The following is a 21,548-nucleotide window of genomic DNA, read 5'->3' as shown; positions in this document are numbered from 1 at the left end:
TACATTTATAAATTCGGAAATTGCCCCATGAATATCAGGAAGCTGGCTATCAGCACAACGCTATGCTTATTCTTTATTACAGGTTGTGATTCGGCAGAGATGGCTGAAACGCCCTCCACGCCAGCAAAAACCAAAGTCGTCATTAAAACGCTTGGCACTGAAGATATCTATTCCGTTCGTGATTTTCCTGCACGAATCACTGCGGTGAAGACGGCGCAAATTCGCCCTCAGGTAGGGGGAATCATTCAAAAGCGACTGTTCCGCCAGGGTTCTGAAATACGTGAAGGACAGGCACTTTTTCAGATTGATGCAGCGCCTTTTGAGGCAGATGTCGAAATGGCTAACGCAGCGGTTGCAAAGGCCAAAGCCACCTATCAACAGATGAGTAGCCGTGCTTATCGTTTCTCCCAATTGCAAAAAAACGCTGCAATAAGCCAGCAGGATCTTGACGATGCAAAAGCGGCAAGTGCTCAGGCCGCAGCTGAACTTGCCGAAGCGACAGCATCTCTAAACCGGAAAAAGCTGGATTTAAATTATGCAACCGTTAAGGCTCCCATCAGCGGGCGAGTGGATCAGGAGTTCGTTACCGAAGGCGCGCTGGTCAGTCCTGGCGATACGCAGGCTATGGCTGTCATACAACAACTCGATCGTGTTTATGTAGACGCACGCGTCCCATCTCAGGCTCTTCGCTCTCTGTACCAGCTCAATGACGCCGCACCGGCAGGCCAGTCTGGCGTAACCGCTGTCGTGCTTGATGATGAAGGCCGGCCCTATGACACGCCTGCGCGTTTGCTGTTTTCAGGCATGAGCGTTAACGATGAAACCGGTGATGTTGTTCTTCGGGCTGAAGTCGAAAATCCTCAACGGACCCTGCTTCCCGGAATGTTTGTGAAGCTACAAATCACACGCCTTATCGAAAAAGAGGGTATGGCCATTCCTGAGCAGGCTATTAACAGAGCAGAAGACAAGACCACAGTATGGATTGTTGGTCAGGATAATAAAGCGAAACGCGTTGAAATACAGACCGGCGAACAAACGGCGAAAGGGATCACGGTAACAGCCGGCCTGAAAGCTGGCGACAAGATAGTCATTGAAGGTCAGGACAAGCTACAGGAAGGCGCTGACGTTACCGCACGTCCTGATGAAACCCAGTTAGCTTCGTAATGACTTATACTCACAGGAAATTCTGATGTCACAGTTCTTTATCCGCAGACCTGTATTTGCCTGGGTTATTGCGCTTTTTATTATTCTTTTAGGCGTGATCGCTATCCCGCAACTTCCGGTCGCTCAGTATCCGTCGGTTGCGCCGCCGAGCCTGTCTATTACGGTGACCTATCCCGGTGCAACGCCTCAGACCATGAACGAATCGGTCATTTCACTCATTGAACGTGAGTTATCAGGTGTTGACGATCTGCTTTATTACGAGTCAACCAGCGATACGTCTGGCGTTGCGACCATCACTGTCACTTTTAAACCGGGTACAGATATCCGGCTTGCCCAGGTTGATGTGCAGAATCAGATTAAAGTCGTGGAGCCGCGGCTACCGCAGGCTGTCCGTCAGAATGGATTAAGCGTTGAGGCCGCCTCCTCAGGATTTCTGATGATGGTGGGTCTGAACTCCCCTGACGGAAAGTTCAGCGAGGCCGACCTGAGCGATTACTTTGCGCGAAAAATTACAGATGAGCTTCGTCGTATTGATGGCGTCGGCAAAGTACAGGCGTTTGGCTCGGAGAAAGCCATGCGCATCTGGGTCGATCCTTCAAAACTCATTGCCTACAAGCTCTCAATCAGCGATATCAATACGGCTATTACAGAACAAAATGCGCAGGTCTCCCCCGGTAAACTGGGTGATTCGCCTGCAACGACGAATCAGTTGACAGCCTATCCATTAGACGTCAACGGTCAGCTCGGTACGCCAGAAGAGTTCCGTAAAATCGTCCTCAGGGCGAATCCGGACGGCTCGCGGGTAATCCTAGGTGATGTGGCCCGGGTTGAACTTGGATTACAGTCTTATTCGTTTGCCATCAGGGAAAACGGGCATGGTTCAACCGCCGCTGCCATTCAGCTCTCTCCCGGCGCGAACGCTGTTCGTACGTCTGACGCGGTTAAGGCCAGGATGCAGGATCTCGCCAAATCCTTCCCGTCAGGCATGGAATATTCTATTCCTTTTGATACCTCGCCTTTCGTAAAAATCTCGATTGAAAAGGTAGTCCATACGTTTATCGAAGCGATGGTGCTCGTTTTCCTGGTGATGTATCTCTTTCTGCAAAATGTGCGCTACACCTTCATACCGGCGATCGTGGCGCCGGTTGCGTTGCTGGGTACCTTCACGGTCATGATGCTGGCCGGTTTTTCCATCAACGTTCTGACGATGTACGGCATGGTTCTGGCCATAGGGATAATTGTGGATGATGCAATTGTCGTGGTGGAAAACGTTGAGCGTTTAATGGCGGAAGAAGGATTATCGCCTAAAGAGGCTACGGTTAAGGCCATGAAGGAGATCACCGGCGCGGTCGTGGGTATTACATTAGTTCTGACCGCCGTCTTCCTGCCAATGGGGCTTGCCTCTGGCTCGGTGGGTGTGATTTATCGTCAGTTTACACTCTCGATGGCGGTTTCCATTCTGTTTTCCGCGTTTCTGGCGTTAACGCTGACTCCCGCGCTATGCGCAACCCTCCTGAAACCCGTTACGGCTGACTCCCATAAAAAGAACCGATTTTTCACGTGGTTCAACACATCATTTGATCGGCTGACAGGCCGTTACGAAAATGGCGTCACCCGGGTCATACGTAAGACAGGCAGGATGACCTTCATCTATCTGGCCTTGTGCGGTGTTCTCTATTTCACCTTTAAATTCTTACCTTCGTCATTCCTGCCAGAAGAGGATCAGGGTTATTTCATCACCTCAATACAGCTGCCAGCCGATGCCACGATGAAACGTACCGAGGCGGTGGTGAAGGAGTATGAAAAACAGGTGATGGAACGTCCAGGGGTGGAACGTAACGTTTCAATTCTGGGGTTCAGTTTCTCTGGCGCGGGTACAAACTCCGCGATGGCGTTTACCACGCTTAAAGACTGGGATCAGCGTAACGGCGCGACAGCGCAAAATGAAGTGACCCATATCCAGAATGCCCTGGGCGATATACCAGAAGCCACTGTCACCAGCCTTCTTCCTCCTGCGATCTCTGAGCTGAGCACCTCATCCGGTTTCACCCTGCGTCTGGAAGACCGTTCCGGGCACGGTTATCCGGGGCTGGTGAAAGCCCTCAATATGCTTCTGGAAAAAGCCGGACAAAGCGAAGCGCTGTATGGCGTGTATATGGACGGCCTGCCTGATGGTATGGGGCTGAGCCTGAAGGTTGACAGACAAAAAGCTGAAGCGATGGGGGTATCCTTCAATGAGATCAATCAGACGCTTTCCGGCGCACTTGGATCGAGTTATGTCAATGACTTCCCTAATGAAGGCCGCATACAGCAGGTCATAGTGCAGGCTGAAGCGGAATCACGCATGCAGCTGCCCGAAATTTTGTCCCTCAATGTTCGTAATAAAAATGGCGGTATGGTACCGCTGTCAGAGTTCGTTCGTCCGGTATGGCAGGTTTCACCGGTGCAGATGGTCCGCTATCAGGGATATCCGGCTTTCAGGATAACAGGCTGGCCAAACTGGGGTTATTCGAGCGGGGATGCAATGGCGGAAATGGAAAAAATTGCCGCAGATTTACCGGCGGGTTTTGCCATCGAATGGACGGGTCAGTCACTCCAGGAACAGCAGTCCGCTTCCGAGGCGCCGATGTTAATGCTGCTCTCAATGCTGGTCATTTTCCTCGTGCTGGCTGCTCTCTATGAAAGCTGGTCCATCCCGGTTTCAGTCATGCTCGTGGTCCCGCTTGGCCTTATCGGGGCGATGATTGCAGTCTACCTGAGAGGGATGCCGAATGACGCCTTCTTCAAGGTGGGGATGATCACCATCATTGGTCTTTCTGCTAAAAACGCCATCCTGATCGTTGAGTTTGCCCGCCAGTTGCAACGCGAAGGCGAAAGCCTTCTGAATGCTACGGTCAAGGCTGCGCGGATGCGTTTGAGGCCGATAATGATGACCTCGCTGGCATTTACGCTGGGCGTCGTTCCGCTAATGCTCGCCTCTGGAGCAAGTGCCACAACGCAGCAGGCGATTGGGACCGGCGTGTTTGGCGGCATGGTCACCGGAACCTTACTGGCCATCTTTTTCGTGCCCGTTTTCTTCGTAACGGTGTTAACGCTGGTAGATAAGTTCAGAAAGAAAGCGCGCGCCTGATCGATTATTTACAGGAGAGGTAATACCTCTCCTGTAGCCCGTGGCATATCAATATACGGAAATGAATAAAGGCTCTGAACGCTGTCCGATTATTTTCACCTTTATTTTAAATTAATAAATTTCAGAGAGTTATGTGACATTCAATTCTGGATGAATGTTGATAGCAGTAATCCTTTCAGTCAAATGTAAAAGGAGTATGAAATGAGCGATAAACTGAATTTGTCATCGGATGTGGTTATTATCGGTGCAGGACTTGCCGGGCTTGCAGCTGCAGAGCAGCTGACCCGCTCAGGCTATGATGTCATCATCGTCGAGGGCCGGGACAGAGTCGGTGGAAGGGTTAAGACGATCAATGTTGCCGACACAGAGGTCGATGCGGGAGCGACCTGGGTCGGGCCGCATCATACTGCTGTACGCGGGCTCGCCAGCAGAATGGGTGTCCGGTTAATTCCTCAATATCATTCCGGAAAAAGTATTTTATCGTTTGACGGCAAGCGACAGGATGAAAATGAATCTGCTTTCGCATCCGGGCTGGCCAATGACTTGTCGCGCGTTGCCCTCAGTCTGGAGACACTGGCTGATGCGGTTCCCGTTGCAGCTCCGTGGGAGCATCCGAACGTCGATTACCTGGAGTCGATGTCCTTCGGTGAATGGCTTGCCACCGTTAAGGCAGCAGAGGAAACTCGCGCGTTTTTCAATGTGCTCAGCCTTGTGCATTGGGGGGCGCCCGTTACAGACGTCTCGCTGTTGAATGTCATTCGCTACATCAAATGTTTCGGCAGTTTAGAGGTTATGCTCAAGGTCGAGGGTGGCGATCAACAGGACAGAATTGAAGGTACCGCTCAGGGGCTGATTAAACGATTTGCCGACAGTCTCGATGCCCGGATACTCCTCAACGCTCCTGTGGAGCACATCATCACGAATGACAACGGTTTGACTGTCCAGACACCTCGTGAAGAAATAAATGCCCAATTCGCGATAATAACGGCCTCTCCCGCACATCGCTCCTTTATCAATTTTACGCCACCGCTTCCCGAGCAGTATTACGGGCTTGCGCGCGCCTGGCGACTGGGTGCGCTCAGCAAGGCGTTCGTCGCTTATGAAAAACCTTTCTGGCGGGAGGATGGGCTTTCTGGTGAATCAGTATCCGACAATGAAACCGTTTTTCTTACTTTCGACGTTTCCCCGCAGGACAAAAGTACAGGGATTTTAATGGCATTCTGCGATGCGCGAGGATTCGACGGTTTTAATCAGGAAGAACGTCAGCGTCGGGTCGTGGAGCAACTTGTTCATTTATATGGGGAGCGGGCCAGAGAGATAACAGATTACGCTGATTTCTCGTGGGGAAATGATACCTTTGCCGCTGGCGGTCCTAATCCTGCTGTCGGTCCGGGTGCGTGGCGCTCATTTGGCCGGTATCTCAGTGAGCCAGTAGGTCGTGTACACTGGGCTGGCACGGAGACAGCTCATGACACAAGCGGAACAATGAACGGGGCTATTTTGTCGGGGCTGCGCGCTGCAGAAGAAGTTACGAAGCGCCTTGGCCCGGTGAATCCCCGTTGATCATTATTAAAATCTCTCCTCAATACGGCAAACATGGAAGTGAGGCGCTGATAAAGGCCACCTGACTATTTTTACGGCACGGGTATTCAGGGGCTGATACAGCGAAACCAGACTTGCCGGATTAAGCGTTATCATTGCGTATATTAACGTGGAGCCTAAGGCTCCACGCTGTTTTATTAATCGCCCTGTAAAAGGTTCTTCCGGCAGCGCATACACCACAACCTGATCGCCCGGCGCCTGGACACCGCCTGTCACCAGTGCCGACACCTCATGCGGCGTTCCCCTGAATCTGGCCCACTTGTAATAGCTCATCATCGTCGCGGACCCCAGCAATAAACCGTTGCTTGATGATCTTGCCCGTTGCCTACTCCTCAGGCACCACGCCGTGTTTCAACATTCTTTACCGATCAGTATGACAACCTGTTCTATATGATTGAAAACAGTGAGTTCAGTCGAGGGAATATCTTCTTTGAACTCAATGCCTTCAACATTGCTTTTAATAAATTATAAATGCAATAATAATCGTTAGATTTGCATTTCATACTCAGGGCGCTTAGATGAAGATTAGTGCACTAACCGAAAGAATTTCACAAAAAGTCATGGGGTTAATCGATGCTGGCGATATTACTCTGGGTTCACATCTGAGTGTACCTAAGCTGGCCGAAATCTTCGATGTCTCCCGCTCTCCTGTTCGCGAAGCCTTAGTTTACCTGGAACAGAAAGGGGTTCTGCAGCAAAAGCCAAACCGCGGCTTTTTTGTTAAAGATGACTACACCCCGCAAGCTGATACTAAGCAGGAGCTGTCGGAAGAGCTTGATCTACCGGAGTATTACCAGCTTGCTGAAGACTGGCTGCGGGACGAGATCGAGTCAGAAGTGACCGAGCTATTCCTGATGAAGCGCTATAACCTCACTAAGAGCCAACTGTCGACTGTCCTTGCCAGGGGGATCAGTGAAGGCTGGGTGGAACGTAAACAGGGCTACGGCTGGCGTTTTTTACCTGTGGCAAAAACCAAGACCGCACTGGAGCAGATTTTCAGCTTCCGTATGGTTATTGAGCCGATGGCCATTCTGGAGCCCACCTTCAACGCGCCTCAGGAAAAGATTAACGAGATCCGCCGTGAGCTGGAGATGCTGTTGGAGAGTGGGATTGAACGCCTCTCCCCTACCCAGCTACAGCTGGCAGGCTACCGCTTCCACGAAACCATTATCGCTTTTTCCAATAATCCCTTTTTTGAAATCTCGCTGCGCAATGTCAACCGCATGCGTCGGCTGATGGATTACCGGATCATGGATGACCGCAACCGTTACTACGCTGAGGTAAAAGATCATATGCGCATCCTCGCCCTGATCGAATCCGGGCAGCGCATAGAGGCGTCCTACACTATGAAGCAGCACCTTTCCGTCGCCCTCGATAATAAAAAAATGCGCCGAATCAGCGCGGAAAGTTAAAGCCAGCCCCAAAAAAATCGGCTCACATCGTGAGCCGATTTTCGGTTAACTGGCGACAGAATAGAGGGGATAAAGCCCCAGCAGTAAGCCCGATCCCAGGAAGACCATGCAAAGCAGGAATGCCCACTTGAAGGTGTATTTTTGATGGTCGCTGAACTCTACCCCTGCCAGCCCCACCAGCAAATAGGTTGAGGCCACAAGTGGACTTAACAAATGTACCGGTTGCCCCACCAGCGACGCCCGGCCAATCTCAACCGGATCGATGCCATAGGCTTTTGCCGCCTCAGCCAGAACGGGTAGCACGCCATAATAGAAGGCATCGTTGGACATAAAGAACGTGCCCGGCAGGCTGATGAGCGCGGTAATCGGCGCCAGATAAGGCCCCCAGGACTGCGGCAGGATGTCCAGCAGCGTGTTGGACATGGCGTTAACCATCCCCGTCCCCGACAAAATCCCTGCGAAGATCCCGGCCGCGAGGAAAATCGAGGTCTGGTTCAGCGCGGCGGGCGCATGTGCCGCAATACGCTGACGCTGCGCATCCAGATGCGGATAGTTAATCAACAGCGCGATGGCAAACGCCACCATAAACAGCACCGACAGCGGGAGAAGCTCCATCACCAGCGAAGCCATCAGCGCCAGCGTCAGCGCTGCATTTAACCAGAACATTTTTGGCCGACGCAGCTCATCATTGACTTCATTGATGGCAGGCAGATAGCTCTCGGCATCTTCTTCAATCACCGAGCCATGCCCATTGGTTTGAATACTCAGTTTGCCCAAACGACGACGTTCGCGGATGCCGATATACCAGGAGAGCACCAGTACCCCCACCAGGCCGCAGATCATCGAGGGGATCAACGGTATAAACAGCTCACTCGACTCCACCTTTAACGACGCCGAAACGCGCGCCAGCGGGCCGCCCCATGGCAGCAGGTTGGTTACACTCCCGGAAAGGAACACCACACAGGTCAGGGCAAGCGGGTCGAGACGAATACGTTTAAACAGCGGAAGCATTGCCGTAACGCAGATCATGTAGGTGGTTGAACCGTCGCCGTCGAGGGAGACCATCGCCGCCAGTAGCGCCGTACACATCACCGCTTTAACCGGGTCACCATCAATAATGCGCAGGAAGAAACGTATTATCGGGTCGAACAAACCGGTGTCGAACATGGTACAAAAATAGAGGATCGCGAAAATAACCATAATCGCGGTGGGCGCGACCTTCTTTAATCCCTCAATCATCATATCGCCCATCTCACCACCGAAACCGGCAATAAGCGCAAACAGAATGGGAATAATAGTCAGGGCGGTCAGAGCGGATAATTTTTTGGTCATGATAAGGATCATAAAGACCACAATCATGCCGTAACCCAGTAACGAGAGCATAAGAGTCTCCGACGCAGATATTGCTAACTGCGTAATGAAGGAATGTACGTTATTAAATGTTTGGGAGAAGCGATTAACTCATGTGCATACCGCCATTGACGGAGAAATTGGCCCCGGTGGCATAACCTGCTTCATCGGAAGCCAGCCAGGCGCAAATGGAGGCGATCTCTTTTGGCGATCCCAGACGCCTGACCGGTATCTCCTGAACAATTTTATCAATGACCTGAACGGGGGTGACTGTCTTCAGCTTGCTGGTGGCCAGATAGCCGGGAGAGACGGTATTCACCGTCACGCCGCGCGCCGAAACCTCGCGCGCCAGGGCGCGCGTAAAACCCCGCACGGCATATTTTGCGGTAGAGTAGTTGACCTGCCCGACGGTACCAATCTGCGCATTCAGGGAGGAGATATTAATAATGCGGCCCCAACCACGCGCCATCATGCTATCCACCACCTGACGCGTTACGTTAAATAAGGAGTTCATGTTGGTGTCAATAACCGCCCGCCACTCCTGGGGCTGCATGTCGCGAAACAGGACATTACGCGCAGTCCCGGAATTATTAATCAGTACATCCACCTCACCCACCTCGGCGCGGATCTTTGCGAAGGCTTTTACCGTTGAATCCCAGTCTGCAACGTTTCCCTCAGACGCGATAAAATCGAAACCTAACTTCCTGTTATCTTCCAGCCAGACGTCCTTCCTTTTTGAATTGGGTCCGCAACCGGCCACGACAATAAAGCCATCCTGAGCTAACCGACGACAAATAGCCGTACCGAGACTACCCATTCCCGATGTGACATACGCGATACGTTGGGTCATACCCCTCTCCCGTTGCAGTTTATTAACATTCGCTCACTTCTTATTAACATTAAGCGGGGAGCATTATGATTCCGCAACCTGACCTTGTTGGAAATGTGAGCAGGATCGTTCAATTTATGCATTTAAAGTTAATCAAATGCAATTTAAACGAAAACTCAAAATCAGCGCTTTTGCTTCTCACCCCCATGAACATCGGTAAAACGCACTAAAATCCAGGAGAAGAGGGATAAGGCAAGGAGAATTGGGATAAGCATCACAACATAGCATGTGCATTTATAATATAAAAAATGCAAAATAACAGGAGTAATCATGACAACCTATGCTTATGTTGGCTGCCGGACTTCAGCGTGGCGCGGTGCGCGTGGTAAGGGAATCAGCGTGTACCGGATTGAGAGTTCAGGTCATTGGGAGCTATTACAATGCATTGCTTCCGTGCAGGACAACCCTTCGTGGCTGACGCTCGATCTGCCGCGTAATCGGCTCTACGTTTTGCACGGTGATGGCGATCGCGTTGCGGTGTTTAACCGCGACCCTGACACAGGACTGCTGAGTCTGTACCAAGATCAAACCACCGGCCCCCGACACGGTAATCCCGATCTCGATCCCGCCCGCAGGAATAACCCGGTAGGGGCCTCGCTGACGCCCGACGGCAACACCCTACTCATCGCTAATCACGAGGGAGGCAACATTGCCGCCCTGCCCGTCAGCGATCGTGGTCTGGAGCCGCCGGCGCACCTGGCCGCCATCGAAGGCGATACCGCCGCGCATGACACGCTGTCGCGTCCGCATGAAATTGTTTTTGCCCCGGAAAGCAACCTTTTTGCCGTGCCGGTTCAGGGCCGAAAGGCCGGTAACGGCATCGATATGATCCGCCTTTATCACTGGAAGCGGACCCGCTCATGCATGGCGGATGAGATTCAACTTCCGGAAGGCAGCTGGCCGCGTCACGTCGATTTTCATCCCAGCGGGAAGTGGCTGTACGGCATTAGCGAGCTTAGCAGCACCGTCACGGTATACCATCTCGATCGGGAAAAGAGCGTGTTCTCACTCCAGCAAACCCTCAGCGCGCTGCCTGCGGACTATGCGAGCCGCAGCGATGCCAGTGAGATAGAGGTGCATCCGTCCGGGCGTTTTGTCTATGCCGCGAATCGGGGGCATGACTCCATCGCCGTGTTCAGCATTAATCAGCAGGATGGCTCGCTGACGCCCACGGGATGGGTTCCCTGCGGCGGAAAAACGCCCCGTTTCACCACCCTGTCACCCGATGGCTCACGCTTCTTCAGCGCAAATGAAGATTCCGACACCATTCAGGTGTTCGACGTCGACGATGAAACAGGAATGCTATCAGCAACAGCGATTTCAATTCCCTCCGCCAGCCCAACCTGCATCTGTTTTGTCTGATCCCGCAGCCGGCTCGGTCGGTAGCAGGCTGCCGATAAGCGTTTTCACCGAAGGAGAAGCCTGCCCGTAGCCCCGGACGCCGACAAGCAGATCCCGTTTCGCCCAAGGCTCCGCCAACGGAATGACCCTGACACCGCTGTGCAGGGTTGAGGATGCCACTTCATTCACCGGCAGCACGGCAATCCCCAGCTGCTGCGCCACCAGCTCGGCCATGGAGATAAAGCTGCTCACGCGCAGCCCCACGTTCAGGGTTTTACCCAAGGCGCGCGCCTGCCGCTCCAGGATATGGCTCACGGCGCTGTTGCGGTGCGAACCGATCAGTTTCTCATTGACGATGTCGGCAAAGGTCAGCTCGCGGCGGACGGCCAGGGGGTGAGCGGGCCACACCAGCACCGACAGCAGATCGTGCTGCCAGGGCCAGAATTCAATCCCTGCCGCGGGTGTCCAGCTGGAGAAGAAGCCGATATCGGCCTCTCCTGCCAGTAATCCCTGAACCACGCTCATCCCGGTTTGTTCTTCGATCTCAATGTCGGTCTGAGGGTAGAGCGAAAGATAGTCGCTCACCACCCGCGGGAGATGATTCATCAGCGCCGCAGAGATGGTGTAAATACGGATATGGCCGCGGATACCCGCGGCATAATCACTCAGCTCCTCTTCCATCTTCTCAAGATTGCGGAACACCTGACGCGCATGATAGAGCAGTGAATGACCCGCCGGGGTCAGGGTGATACCCCTTGGCAGACGCAGCATCAGTTGGGTACCCACCTGCTGCTCCAGTTCGGCAATACGCTTGCTGACCGCGGATACAGCCGTATGCTTCCTGCGGGCTGCATGGGTGAGATTTTGCGTCTCCGCAACCGCCACAAATAGAGATAAAGAGACCAGATCAAAGCGCATCGTTTTATCCATAGTTAGAGCTGCAGTGTTTGCTGAATAACATAAGGCAGAATGCCCCCGTGCCGAAGATAACGCAGCTCCTGCTGCGAATCGAGGGTCAGCGTCAGCCTGAATTCGCCCAGCAGCGCCGCGCCGCGCCGAATACGCATCCTCAGGGACGTGCTGCCCGTCTGTACATTATCCAGCCCGTCAACGTCAATCTCCTCACGCCCATCCATCTCTGGTAAACCCGCCGCATCCTCAGGGGCGATATGCAAAGGCAAAATCCCCATCCCGATCAGGTTGGTACGATGGATACGCTCAAAACTGTGCGCCACCACCGCTTTAACGCCGAGCAGCGCCTGGGCTTTGGCGGCCCAGTCCCTGCTGGAGCCAGCCCCATAACGCTCCCCGGCGAAGATCACCAGCGGCGTCTCGCGCTGGAGCCAGCTTTGCGCCGCTTCATACGCCGGCAGAATCTGCTGATGCTGCGCATCCCAGGCCTTGCCGCCGCCGCTGCGCTGCGCTGCCGGGAGCAGACGATTGACCAGCGCGGTATTGGTGAAGGCCCCGCGAACCATTACCTCGTGATTGCTACGGCGCGTCGAGTATAAGTTCAGGTCCTGCGGATCCTCATGATGTTCAATCAGCCACTGCCCCGCCAGACTCGCGAGCGGAATTGCCCCGGCTGGAGAGATGTGGTCGGTGGTGACATCATCCCCTAACCACAGGAAGGGATGCGCGCCAGAGAGGGTTAGCGGCGCGGCGGGATCGCGGGGTAAGCGTTCCAGGTAACCCGGACGGCGCAAATAGGTGGACGTCGCCTCCCAGGGATAATGCACGCTGCCCGGGGCTTCAATCTGCTGCCAGTGTGGAGTTCCCTGCCAGATAATGTCCCGGCGTTTTATGTAGTGTTCCGGTTTCATTACCCGGCCGAGCCACATTTCTACCTCCTCCCGGGAGGGCATTAAATCGCGCATGGTGAGTGGACGTCCGGCCTCGTCAACGCCCAACGGGTCATTTACCAGGTCATGGGCGATATGCCCGGCGAGTGCCCAGGCAATCACCAGCGCCGGAGAGGTCAGATAACCGTGTCCGAGAGAGGGATTGACGCGACGGGGGAAGTTACGGTTGCCGGACAGAACGCATACCGCCTGCAGCCCCTCACTGACCAGCGCCTCCATGGCCGGTTGCAGAGCGCCGGAGCTGCCAATACAGGTCATGCAGCCGTAGCCGGTGACGTCGAAACCCACTTTTTCCAGTTCGGGCAGTAAACCCGACGCGCTAAGGTAGTCGGTGACCGCCCGGGAACCCGGCGAGAACGAGGTTTTGACCCACGGCTTTGGCCTCAGACCGTGTTGCGCGGCATTACGCGCAAAGAGTGCCGCCTGAATGATAAGCCAGGGGTTGGCGGTGGTGGTGCAGCTGGTAATGGCGGCGATGGCTACGGCGCCCTGATGGATGGGCTCCGGGTATTCAGGCCGATTCCAGTGGCGATCCCTCGCTTGCGGGCTGAGCGTGTCGTCGAAACTGCTGGCCGCCTGGCCCAGCGGGATCTGTTGATGGGGGTTAACCGGCCCGGCCATGCATGACTCGATGGTGGAGAGATCGAGCGCAATGAGCTGGCTGAATACAGGCTGCGGCGCATCTGTCGTGCGCCACAGGTGTTGCGCCTGCATGTATGCCCTGATTAAGGCCTGTTTCTCTTCGCTACGCCCGGTTAAGGCTACGTATTCCGCGCTGCGTTCGTCAAACGGAAAGAACACTACCGTTGCGCCGTATTCCGGGGCCATGTTGGCGATAGTGGCCCGGGATTCAACGGACATGTTGGCTAACGCCGGTCCTGTAAACTCAACGAATTTACCGACCACGCCGGTTTCGCGCAGCAGGCGGGTGATATGCAGGGCCAGATCGCTGTCGCTGACGTCAGGTGAAAGCGCGCCTGATACCGAAATGCCAATCACCTCGGGGAATCTCAGGGTGACGGGTTCCCCCACCAGCGCGGCCTGCCCTTCAAGCCCGCCCACGCCCCACCCCAGAATGCCCAGGGCGTTGATCATCGGGGTATGGCTATCGGTGGCGATCATGCAGTCCGCATGCAGAAGCGGTACCGACGCGGTCGTATCCACCGTCACCACCTCGGCAATGGCCTCAAGGTTCATCAGATGGATGATCCCGGTGCCCGGCGGGATGACGCGGAAATTGTCCAGACTCTTTTCAGCCCAGCGGATAAAGCGGTAGCGCTCCGCATTGCGGCGAAAATCAAACTGCAGGTTGTCTTCCAGCGCCGAGGCGGTGGCATAGCTTTCGACTATCACCGAGTGATCGATGGTCAGCACCGCCGGAATACGCGGGTTAATCGCCGTGGCGTCACCGCCCAACTCGGTCGTGAGATCGCGCATCGCCGCGAAATCCGCCAGCGCCGGCAGACAGGTGGTGTCATGGAACATCAGCCGATCGGGATAGAACTCCACCTCGCCTTTGTCCGCCGCGCCGGCCAGCATCTGCAAAAACCGCGGGAGTGCGTGCGGAGAACGTAGGGCAACGTTTTCCAGCAGCACGCGCAGGCTGAAAGGAAGGGTCTGCAACTGCTCCAAGGGCAGCAGTCGGGTGAGATCCACAAAATGATAGCGCTGATGATCAATCATCAGGTCTGAACGTTCGAGAGCCAGGGGTGATGTCATAGAACCTTCCGTCACAGCAGTATTGTTATGTTCCTGAGTGGATAACGTTGCCATGCCCGGGATGGGGTGAAAATTGAACTTTTGATAAGATAGCGTTCTCGTATCGAGAACGCTAAAAAGGGCATCACGAAACGGCTAATTCTCTGTCAATAATCTGCTGCACGCTGCCGTCCGCCTGCCATCGGGTCAGGAGCGCAACGAGATCCTGGTAACGTTTTTCATTACCCCGCGGAACGCAGATAGCCTGGTTTATCTGCCCAAAATTGTCCGGCAACACCCGGTATCCGGGATGTTCCGCGGCTGCTCGTTCCAGTGGCTGTCGAATACCGGCAGCCATATCCCCTTCGCCATTCAGAAACGCATCGATAGCGGCCTGAGATGAGGCGAGCCGGTTCAGCGTGGCGTTTTTTAGCTGCCGCGTCAGATGAAGGTCGTAGGCCGCCCCTTTACCGACGTTGATCACCACTCCGATGTTGTCCATCTCCGCCACGCTCTGCCACGGGCTGTTGTCGTTAACCAGAACGGTTCCCTGGATCTGGATATACGGCTGGGTAAAGTGCAGCACCTCTTCACGCTGAGGATCGACCGCCAGGAACGCGATATCCCATAGCCCTTTCTGCGCGTCATCCACCACCTTTCCGGCGGTCGGATAGGTTTTGAACTGCGCCTCTCTGCCCCATTCCGCCGTGACTTTATGCGCCAGTTCAACGGTAATACCGCCCGGACTGCCGTCCGGCAATACTTTCGCCAGTACGGCATTGCCCAGATTAATAGCGAAACGTAGGGGTTCAATGCGTGACATGCGGCTCCTCCGGAAGACGGTTGTGGTCAGGCTGGTTGGTGTCAAAACTCAGGCGCTGGATTTTACCGGCGACGAATAAATAACAGCACAAATTCAGGAAAGCGCAGACCCCAACGAAAATCAGCGCGCCATTAAAGGAGCCGGTGTCTTTAATAATGTAGGCAATGATAATCGGCGTGAAGATCCCCGAAATATTACCGATCATATTAAACAGCCCGCCGCTTAAGCCGATCGCCTCTTTCGGGGAGAAGTCGGACACCACGCACCATCCCATCGCCCCGAATCCTTTGCCGAAGAAGGCCAGAGACATGATCGCCACCACAATCCAGGCCGAGTCCACGTAGTTACAGATCACCATACTGACGGCCAGCAGCATACCAATCACAATCGGCGTTTTGCGGGCCGCGGAGAGGCTAAAGCCACGGGAAAGCATATAATCGGACAGCACGCCCCCCAGCAGCGCCCCGGCGCAGCCGCACAGCGCAGGTAACGAGGCGACGAACCCGGCTTTCAGAATGGTCATCCCGCGATCGTGAACCAGATAGACCGGGAACCAGGTCAGGAAGAAGTACGAGAGCACGGTAAAGAAGAACTGCCCCATATAGACCCCAAGCGCCAGCCGGTTGGTCAGTAATTTTCGGGTGTAGCCCTTGCCCGCAGTGTCGCCCTTTTTGCTGGCCTTCAGGTTGGTCAGGCCGCCGCCCGACTGGATGTAATCCAGCTCTTGACTGTTGACCAGCGGATGGACCTTCGGGGTATCGGCAAGCACCTTGTGCATCAGGAGTGAGACCAGGATCCCCAGCCCGCCCATAAACCAGAACACCGATTCCCAACCGTAGCTGTAGGAGAACCATCCCATCAGAGGTAAAAAGACCACCAGCGCGAAGTACTGCGCGGCCGTAGTAAAGCCGGACGCTTTGCCGCGTTCGCGCGCCGGGAACCAGGCGGCAAGAAAGCGCGAGTTAGCAGGCAGGGTCGGTGCTTCAATCAACCCCATCATAAAAATAAACCCGAAAATCATGACGCGGGTAACCCAGACGTTGTCAAAAGAGGTGCTGAACCCCACCAGAAAGACAAAAAGTGACCACGTAAAGACCCCGGTAACCAGCACCCTTTTTGAACCAAAACGATCGAGTAACCAGCCGCCCGGATACTGCCCAAGCACGTACGCCCAGGTAAAGGTGGAAATCAGATAACCCAGCGCCACAATGTCCAGGCCAGCGGCTTTGACCATATCGGTTCCGGCAATGGAGAACGTGGCGCGATCGCCGTGGTTTAAGGCGATACTGAAGAACACCATCAGCAAAATCATATAGCGATAATGTGTGGGTCTCTTTTTTGTTGGAGCAGAGTCAGGAGTTGTCATTCTTTTCAGCCTTATCATGAAGACGAAGAGTTAAATCCATAGAGTTCAGACGGGTTATCGACAAATAATCTCTGCCGGACCCGGTCATTACTTGCCCAGTGAAAGATCCTGGAGAGAATCAGGGCATCATCTGGCATGTTCTTATTTGCGCTAATAAGGTTTGGGTGCGGCCAGTCGCTTCCCCACAGCACGCGTTCGGTGGCTTCATGCAAAAAACCTTTCATCACATCAGCCATATCAAACACATCATCCCGTTGCGACTGATGGTAAAGGGCTGACAATTTTACCCAGCAGCGCCCTGTCCCTATTAAGTCCCAGGCAAGTTGCCAGGCGGCATGGGACATCGGTTCCGGCTGCGGCAGTCGAAAGAAATGGTCGACGACCAGCCTGCCGGGGATCTGTTTCAACAAGGCGCGCAGGGCCCACAACTGGTCAGCAGTGGCATGGATCTGCACATGCCATCCACGTTCAGCCACCCGGGATGCCAGCGGTAGCAGCATCTCTTTCGTGGTGATACTGCCCGCGCCAAAATTGAAGCGGATCCCGGTCACCCCCGCTGCCGCGAGGCTGTCCAGCTCAGCGTCACTGACGGTATCGGTGACCACGGCTTCGCCGCGCGCCACCGGACCAAAAGACTGCAGCGCATCGATCAAACAGCGGTTATCTGCACCGTACGAGGAAGGCTGAACCAGCACGTGACGCGTAAAACCCAGCCAGTGTTTAAACACGCGATAATCACTGACAGTGGCATCGGGTAAATTGCGCTTATCGTCCGGCGCATAGGGAAAACGCCGGTCAAAAATATGATGGTGGCAGTCACAACTATTCGCGGGTAATACGACTTCGGGCAGAGACGCCACATGGCTGTATTTACACTCTGCCCCTGGTTTCTCACGCAACACGTTAATTCATCACCCGCTTTAACTTATTTACCGCGGACTGCGGGCTACTTAACACCGCACAGGAGACGGCGGAACTGACCTGCGGGTAAGCGATCTCCATCGAGAAATGCGCCAGCAGAATGGCGTCGGCGTGCTGGTGCTGCATGGCCGCTTCGACAATCAGCTGGTTATGCAGGTGGGCGTTACCGGCATTCAGGGCATCACGGGCGCCCGGCACCACGTAGCTGGTCAGCGTGGCATCAACCTGACGCGCCGCAGCCAGCTCCCTGAACTCCTCCTCCATTCCTTTCACGGCAGGCCCAAAGGTGGCGAGCATGACGATATTGCGCCCTTTTCCAAGCGCATCCTCGAACATGGCTTCATTAGGCTTGAGCACAGGTAAGGTTTTACCTTGCGCGCTGGCCTCTATAGCGGCACCGAAGGCCGAACAGGTAAACAGCACCGCGGCGGCATCAATGCTGAGGGCATAGTCCACTAAGGCATCGATACGCTGATACAGACGCGGGGTAAGCGTGGCCTCTTTCGCGCGATCCACGCTCAGGGCGCCGTCCAGCAGATTGCTGACTTCAACTTCCGGCCACAGCAGTTTAAAAGTGTCATTGATCGGTGCCACAGCCAGCGGGGTGGCGTGGATCAGGACGATACGTTGGCTCATGGCTCTCTCCAGATAACAGGCTGCCCGTATTCGGGCAGCCACAACCCCAACTCAGGAGCGAATAGCCGCTGCCACTTTTTCCGCAAATGCCTTAGTGCCGCAGGTGCCGCCCAGATCTGGAGTGCGGGTAGCCGGGTTCTCCAGCACTTCATCCACCGCACGGTTGATTTCATCGGCTGCTTTCAGGAATTTCGGCTGGTTATGCTTTTCGGCATACCAGGCCAGCATCATCGCTGCAGAGAGGATCATTGAGACCGGGTTGGCTTTGTCCTGATTCTGGATATCCGGCGCGGAACCGTGCTGCGCCTGGGCACAGCAGTGGGTGTCACTGGCCATAATGGAGCCCGCCAGGCCCAGGCTGCCGGAGAGTTCGCTTGCCAGATCGCTGATGATGTCGCCGTAGAAGTTGGTGGCTACCAGCACGTCGAAACGTTCCGGGTTACGCACCAGGTGCGCGGTGGAGGCATCCACCAGCAGGTCATCCAGCTGCACTTCCGGGAACTCTTTCGCCACAGTGCGCACGGCTTCGAGGAACAGACCATCCGTCATATGGAAGCTGTTGGCTTTGTGGATAGCCGTCACTTTTTTCTTGCGCTGCATCGCCAGCTCAAAGGCTTTACGCGCGATACGCTCGGAGCAATGGCGGGTGATTTTGCGGGTGGACAGCGCCATATCCGGGCTCGGCATCACTTCGCCCCAGCCGCGGGTCATATTACGATCCGGATAAAAACCTTCCGTGGCTTCACGCATGATCACCAGATCCATGGTTTTGCCCTCTTTCATGTTCGACGTCAGGAACGGACGCGTGCGTGCCGGACGCACGTTCGCATAAAGATCCAGACCGATACGGAAGCCCGCCGAGACGTTACGGCCACCCTTTTCAGGAACGGGATAGTCCGCGTGGGACTGAGTGCCGAGGATGATGCCATCATAGGTTTTCGCTTTGTCTAAAGACTCCTGACGAAGCGTGGTGCCATATTTTTCCAGGCTCTTAAAGCCTACGTCTTCGTAATCAAACTCAAAACCCAGTCCGAAGGCTTTATCCAGTGAATTCAGCACCGTTACTGCTGCTGAGGTGATTTCAGGACCGATACCGTCACATGGAAGAACCAGAATGCGCATAAAAACTCCAATAGGTTGTTTGCTTTAGATTGCATTTTTATATCAATAAATGCATATAAGGTAAGGTGATGGAGATCACATTTATCTGATAAATCTTTTTGGATTTAGCATTTCGTTTACCTTTCATGCACTTGCAAATAGCAAATTCTTACGTCTTAAATCGTCTGAAACTGCTAACTCAGGGCCATTCACGCCACAGGCGGATGGGCTTTTTAATTAGCGGCAAAAAATGTGATCTTAACCACGTTTTAACAAACCGCGCATTTGCATTTATAGATGTATAAAAGCAGTATAGCGGCATCAACGGGTTTGTGAGGAGTGAACATGACTAAGTTAGGTGTTATCGCCGATGACTTTACCGGAGCCACCGACATTGCCAGTTTTATGGTCAATGCAGGCTGGAAAGTGGTGCTTTTTAATGGCGTGCCTTCGGAAGCATTCGACGCGCAGGATACCGATGCCATTGTGATTGCCCTGAAAAGCCGTTCCATCCCGGTCAATGAGGCGGTGGAACTGTCTTTATCGGCTTCGGCGTGGCTGCAGGCACAGGGATGCCAGCGACAGCTTTTTAAATATTGCTCAACCTTTGACTCGACTGCTCAGGGCAACATCGGCCCGGTGACCGATGCGCTGATGAAGTTCCTGAATACCCCTGCAACCCTCGTCTGCCCGGCGGTTCCGGATAATGGCCGCACCATTGTGCATGGCCATCTGTTCGTTAAGGGAGAACTGCTTAATGAAAGCGGCATGGAGCACCATCCCGTCACGCCAATGAAGCATTCTTCCCTGAAAAAGCTGATGGAGGCGCAGTCGGTGGGGCTGTGCGGTATGATTAATCTCGATAAAGTGAAAAACCACCCGGACGAGCTAGCGCGTGAGATTGAAACTCAGCTGGCGAACAAGGCCCGTTATTTCATCTTCGACGTTCTTGATAATCAGGATCTGTTGACTGTCGCCCGGGTTACGGCGAACTTCCCGCTGGTGACCGGTGCCGCCGGACTGGGTTACGCCATCGCCGCTCTGGACGAACACCGCGCGCTGTCCGGAAAACAGGCCATGCACATTGATGCCCGCGGGGCCAGCGTCGTGCTCTCAGGCAGCTGCTCGGCTATGACCAATCAGCAGGTCGATTTCTATCAGCAGCGCGCCTCCTCGCTGGCGCTGGACGTGGAAAAAATCATTCAGGATCCCGCTTACCTGGAGTTTGTGTCGCAATGGGTGATCGCCCACGCCAGTGATCACCTGGCGCCGATGGTTTATGCCACCCAGCCACCGCAAATCATCGAGCTGATTCAGAAGCACTACGGCGCTGAATACATCAGCGACCGGATCGAGACCTTCTTCTCTTCGCTGGCCAAGTCGCTGACCCGGGCAGGTTTTAATAAGTTTATTGTCGCGGGAGGCGAAACCTCCGGCGCGGTAACGCAGGGTTTAAACATTGAGGGGATGGTCATTGGCGAGCCGGTCGCGCCGGGCGTGCCCTGGACCCAGGTTCTCAACAAACAGCAGTGGGTCATTCTCAAATCCGGGAACTTTGGTAGCCAGGATTTCTTCCAGAAAGCACAGGAACATTATCATGAGTGAAAAACAGTTTAGAGAGGATATGGTTCGCTATGCACGTTCCATGTTTGAACGCGGATACAGCAGCGGCGGCGCGGGTAATATCAGTCTGAAGCTTCCGGACGGCAATATTCTGGCGACCCCAACGAACTCAAGCTTTGGCGATCTTGATGCGGACGCGCTGAGTAAAGTCACCATGCAGGGTGAGCTCCTGTCCGGGCAGAAAGCTTCAAAAGAGGTGCTGATGCATCTCGCCATGTACCGCCAGCGCCCGCAATGCGGCGGCATCGTTCACCTGCACTCTCCCTGGCTAACCGCCCTGTCGTGCCTGCCAGGTATCGATCCTGAAAATGCCCTACCCCCGATTACCCCCTATTACGTAATGCGCGTGGGTAAACTTCCCGTTGTGCCTTATATTCGTCCGGGTTCACCGCTGATTGCGGAGCATGTTGAAAAACTGGCGGCGGAACATAATTCCATTCTTCTGGCCAATCACGGCCCTATTATTTCTGGAAAAGATATCCGTGAGGCGGTATTTAATGCCGAAGAATTAGAGGAGACGGCAAAACTTTATTTCATGCTTAAGCCTTTTGGTATGAATACTCTGACCCAGGAAAATGTCGACGAGCTTAACGCCACGTTTAATATGAAGTAAATAATAATTGAAAGCCT

16 protein-coding genes are annotated in these 21,548 nt (G+C 54.3%); 7 read left to right on the top strand and 9 right to left on the bottom strand.

Features of this window, described 5'->3' with window-relative positions:
- Positions 1 to 27 precede the first annotated feature (27 nt).
- From EGK14_RS12620 to EGK14_RS12605, 4 genes are all read left to right on the top strand, one after another.
- A complete protein-coding gene (locus EGK14_RS12620; RefSeq protein ID WP_125289452.1) occupies positions 28 to 1,164 on the top strand; it encodes an efflux RND transporter periplasmic adaptor subunit in 1,137 nt (378 codons plus the stop codon).
- Between the two features lie 25 nt (positions 1,165 to 1,189).
- Positions 1,190 to 4,294, top strand: coding sequence for an efflux RND transporter permease subunit (locus tag EGK14_RS12615; RefSeq protein ID WP_125289451.1), 3,105 nt, complete (start codon positions 1,190 to 1,192; stop codon positions 4,292 to 4,294).
- 201 nt (positions 4,295 to 4,495) lie between these two features.
- Positions 4,496 to 5,857, top strand: coding sequence for an FAD-dependent oxidoreductase (locus tag EGK14_RS12610; protein WP_125289450.1), 1,362 nt, complete (start codon positions 4,496 to 4,498; stop codon positions 5,855 to 5,857).
- A gap of 557 nt (positions 5,858 to 6,414) precedes the next feature.
- Positions 6,415 to 7,308: a GntR family transcriptional regulator gene (locus EGK14_RS12605; protein ID WP_110024443.1), complete on the top strand. Its 894-nt coding sequence runs from the start codon at positions 6,415 to 6,417 to the stop codon at positions 7,306 to 7,308.
- Positions 7,309 to 7,353: 45 nt separating this feature from the next.
- On the opposite strand, the gene EGK14_RS12600 is transcribed toward EGK14_RS12605, so the two are convergent.
- Both EGK14_RS12600 and phbB read right to left on the bottom strand, forming a co-directional pair.
- The gene (locus tag EGK14_RS12600) at positions 7,354 to 8,691 is read right to left on the bottom strand and encodes a CitMHS family transporter (protein ID WP_103792978.1); all 1,338 of its coding nucleotides are present in this window, start codon (positions 8,689 to 8,691) and stop codon (positions 7,354 to 7,356) included.
- Between the two features lie 73 nt (positions 8,692 to 8,764).
- A complete protein-coding gene (phbB, locus tag EGK14_RS12595) occupies positions 8,765 to 9,508 on the bottom strand; it encodes an acetoacetyl-CoA reductase (protein ID WP_125289449.1) in 744 nt (247 codons plus the stop codon).
- 378 nt (positions 9,509 to 9,886) lie between these two features.
- Here phbB and EGK14_RS12590 point away from each other — a divergent pair, with 378 nt between their 5' ends.
- On the top strand, positions 9,887 to 10,909 hold the full coding sequence (locus EGK14_RS12590) for a beta-propeller fold lactonase family protein (RefSeq protein WP_233598489.1): 1,023 nt from the start codon (positions 9,887 to 9,889) through the stop codon (positions 10,907 to 10,909).
- Here the strand turns inward: EGK14_RS12590 and EGK14_RS12585 are convergent.
- The 7 genes from EGK14_RS12585 to EGK14_RS12555 all read right to left on the bottom strand — a co-directional run bounded on the left by EGK14_RS12585 (position 10,868) and on the right by EGK14_RS12555 (position 19,316).
- Complete coding sequence (locus EGK14_RS12585; protein WP_125289447.1) at positions 10,868 to 11,818, bottom strand: LysR substrate-binding domain-containing protein; 951 nt, start codon at positions 11,816 to 11,818, stop codon at positions 10,868 to 10,870. The genes EGK14_RS12590 and EGK14_RS12585 overlap by 42 nt on opposite strands.
- A 2-nt stretch (positions 11,819 to 11,820) precedes the next feature.
- Positions 11,821 to 14,469: an aconitate hydratase gene (locus tag EGK14_RS12580; RefSeq protein ID WP_125289446.1), complete on the bottom strand. Its 2,649-nt coding sequence runs from the start codon at positions 14,467 to 14,469 to the stop codon at positions 11,821 to 11,823.
- A gap of 124 nt (positions 14,470 to 14,593) precedes the next feature.
- Positions 14,594 to 15,271 carry a transporter substrate-binding domain-containing protein gene (locus EGK14_RS12575; protein WP_125289445.1) on the bottom strand — a complete coding sequence of 226 codons (678 nt, stop codon included), beginning with the start codon at positions 15,269 to 15,271 and terminating at the stop codon, positions 14,594 to 14,596.
- Positions 15,258 to 16,637, bottom strand: a complete 1,380-nt coding sequence (locus tag EGK14_RS12570; RefSeq protein ID WP_125289444.1) for an MFS transporter — start codon at positions 16,635 to 16,637, stop codon at positions 15,258 to 15,260. Before EGK14_RS12570 ends, EGK14_RS12575 begins: the two co-directional genes overlap by 14 nt.
- Before the next feature lie 14 nt (positions 16,638 to 16,651).
- Positions 16,652 to 17,539, bottom strand: coding sequence for an amidohydrolase family protein (locus EGK14_RS12565; RefSeq protein WP_125289443.1), 888 nt, complete (start codon positions 17,537 to 17,539; stop codon positions 16,652 to 16,654).
- A gap of 1 nt (position 17,540) precedes the next feature.
- Positions 17,541 to 18,194, bottom strand: coding sequence for an arylsulfatase (locus tag EGK14_RS12560; RefSeq protein ID WP_103792986.1), 654 nt, complete (start codon positions 18,192 to 18,194; stop codon positions 17,541 to 17,543).
- Positions 18,195 to 18,245: 51 nt separating this feature from the next.
- Positions 18,246 to 19,316 (bottom strand): isocitrate/isopropylmalate dehydrogenase family protein, encoded by a 1,071-nt coding sequence (locus tag EGK14_RS12555; RefSeq protein ID WP_110024452.1) that lies wholly within the window; start codon positions 19,314 to 19,316, stop codon positions 18,246 to 18,248.
- Positions 19,317 to 19,640: 324 nt separating this feature from the next.
- Here EGK14_RS12555 and otnK point away from each other — a divergent pair, with 324 nt between their 5' ends.
- Together otnK and EGK14_RS12545 are read left to right on the top strand one after the other, a co-directional pair.
- Positions 19,641 to 20,900, top strand: a complete 1,260-nt coding sequence (otnK, locus tag EGK14_RS12550) for a 3-oxo-tetronate kinase (RefSeq protein WP_125289442.1) — start codon at positions 19,641 to 19,643, stop codon at positions 20,898 to 20,900.
- Positions 20,893 to 21,531: an aldolase gene (locus EGK14_RS12545; protein WP_103792989.1), complete on the top strand. Its 639-nt coding sequence runs from the start codon at positions 20,893 to 20,895 to the stop codon at positions 21,529 to 21,531. The genes otnK and EGK14_RS12545 overlap by 8 nt, the downstream gene beginning before the upstream one ends.
- The last annotated feature ends 17 nt before the right edge of the window (positions 21,532 to 21,548 follow it).

Source organism: Erwinia sp. 198 (genome assembly GCF_003937915.1).
GTDB lineage: Bacteria > Pseudomonadota > Gammaproteobacteria > Enterobacterales > Enterobacteriaceae > Erwinia > Erwinia aeris.
The sequence above is the reverse complement of the archived record's forward strand: the minus strand, read 5'-3'. Positions and strand labels throughout refer to the sequence as shown.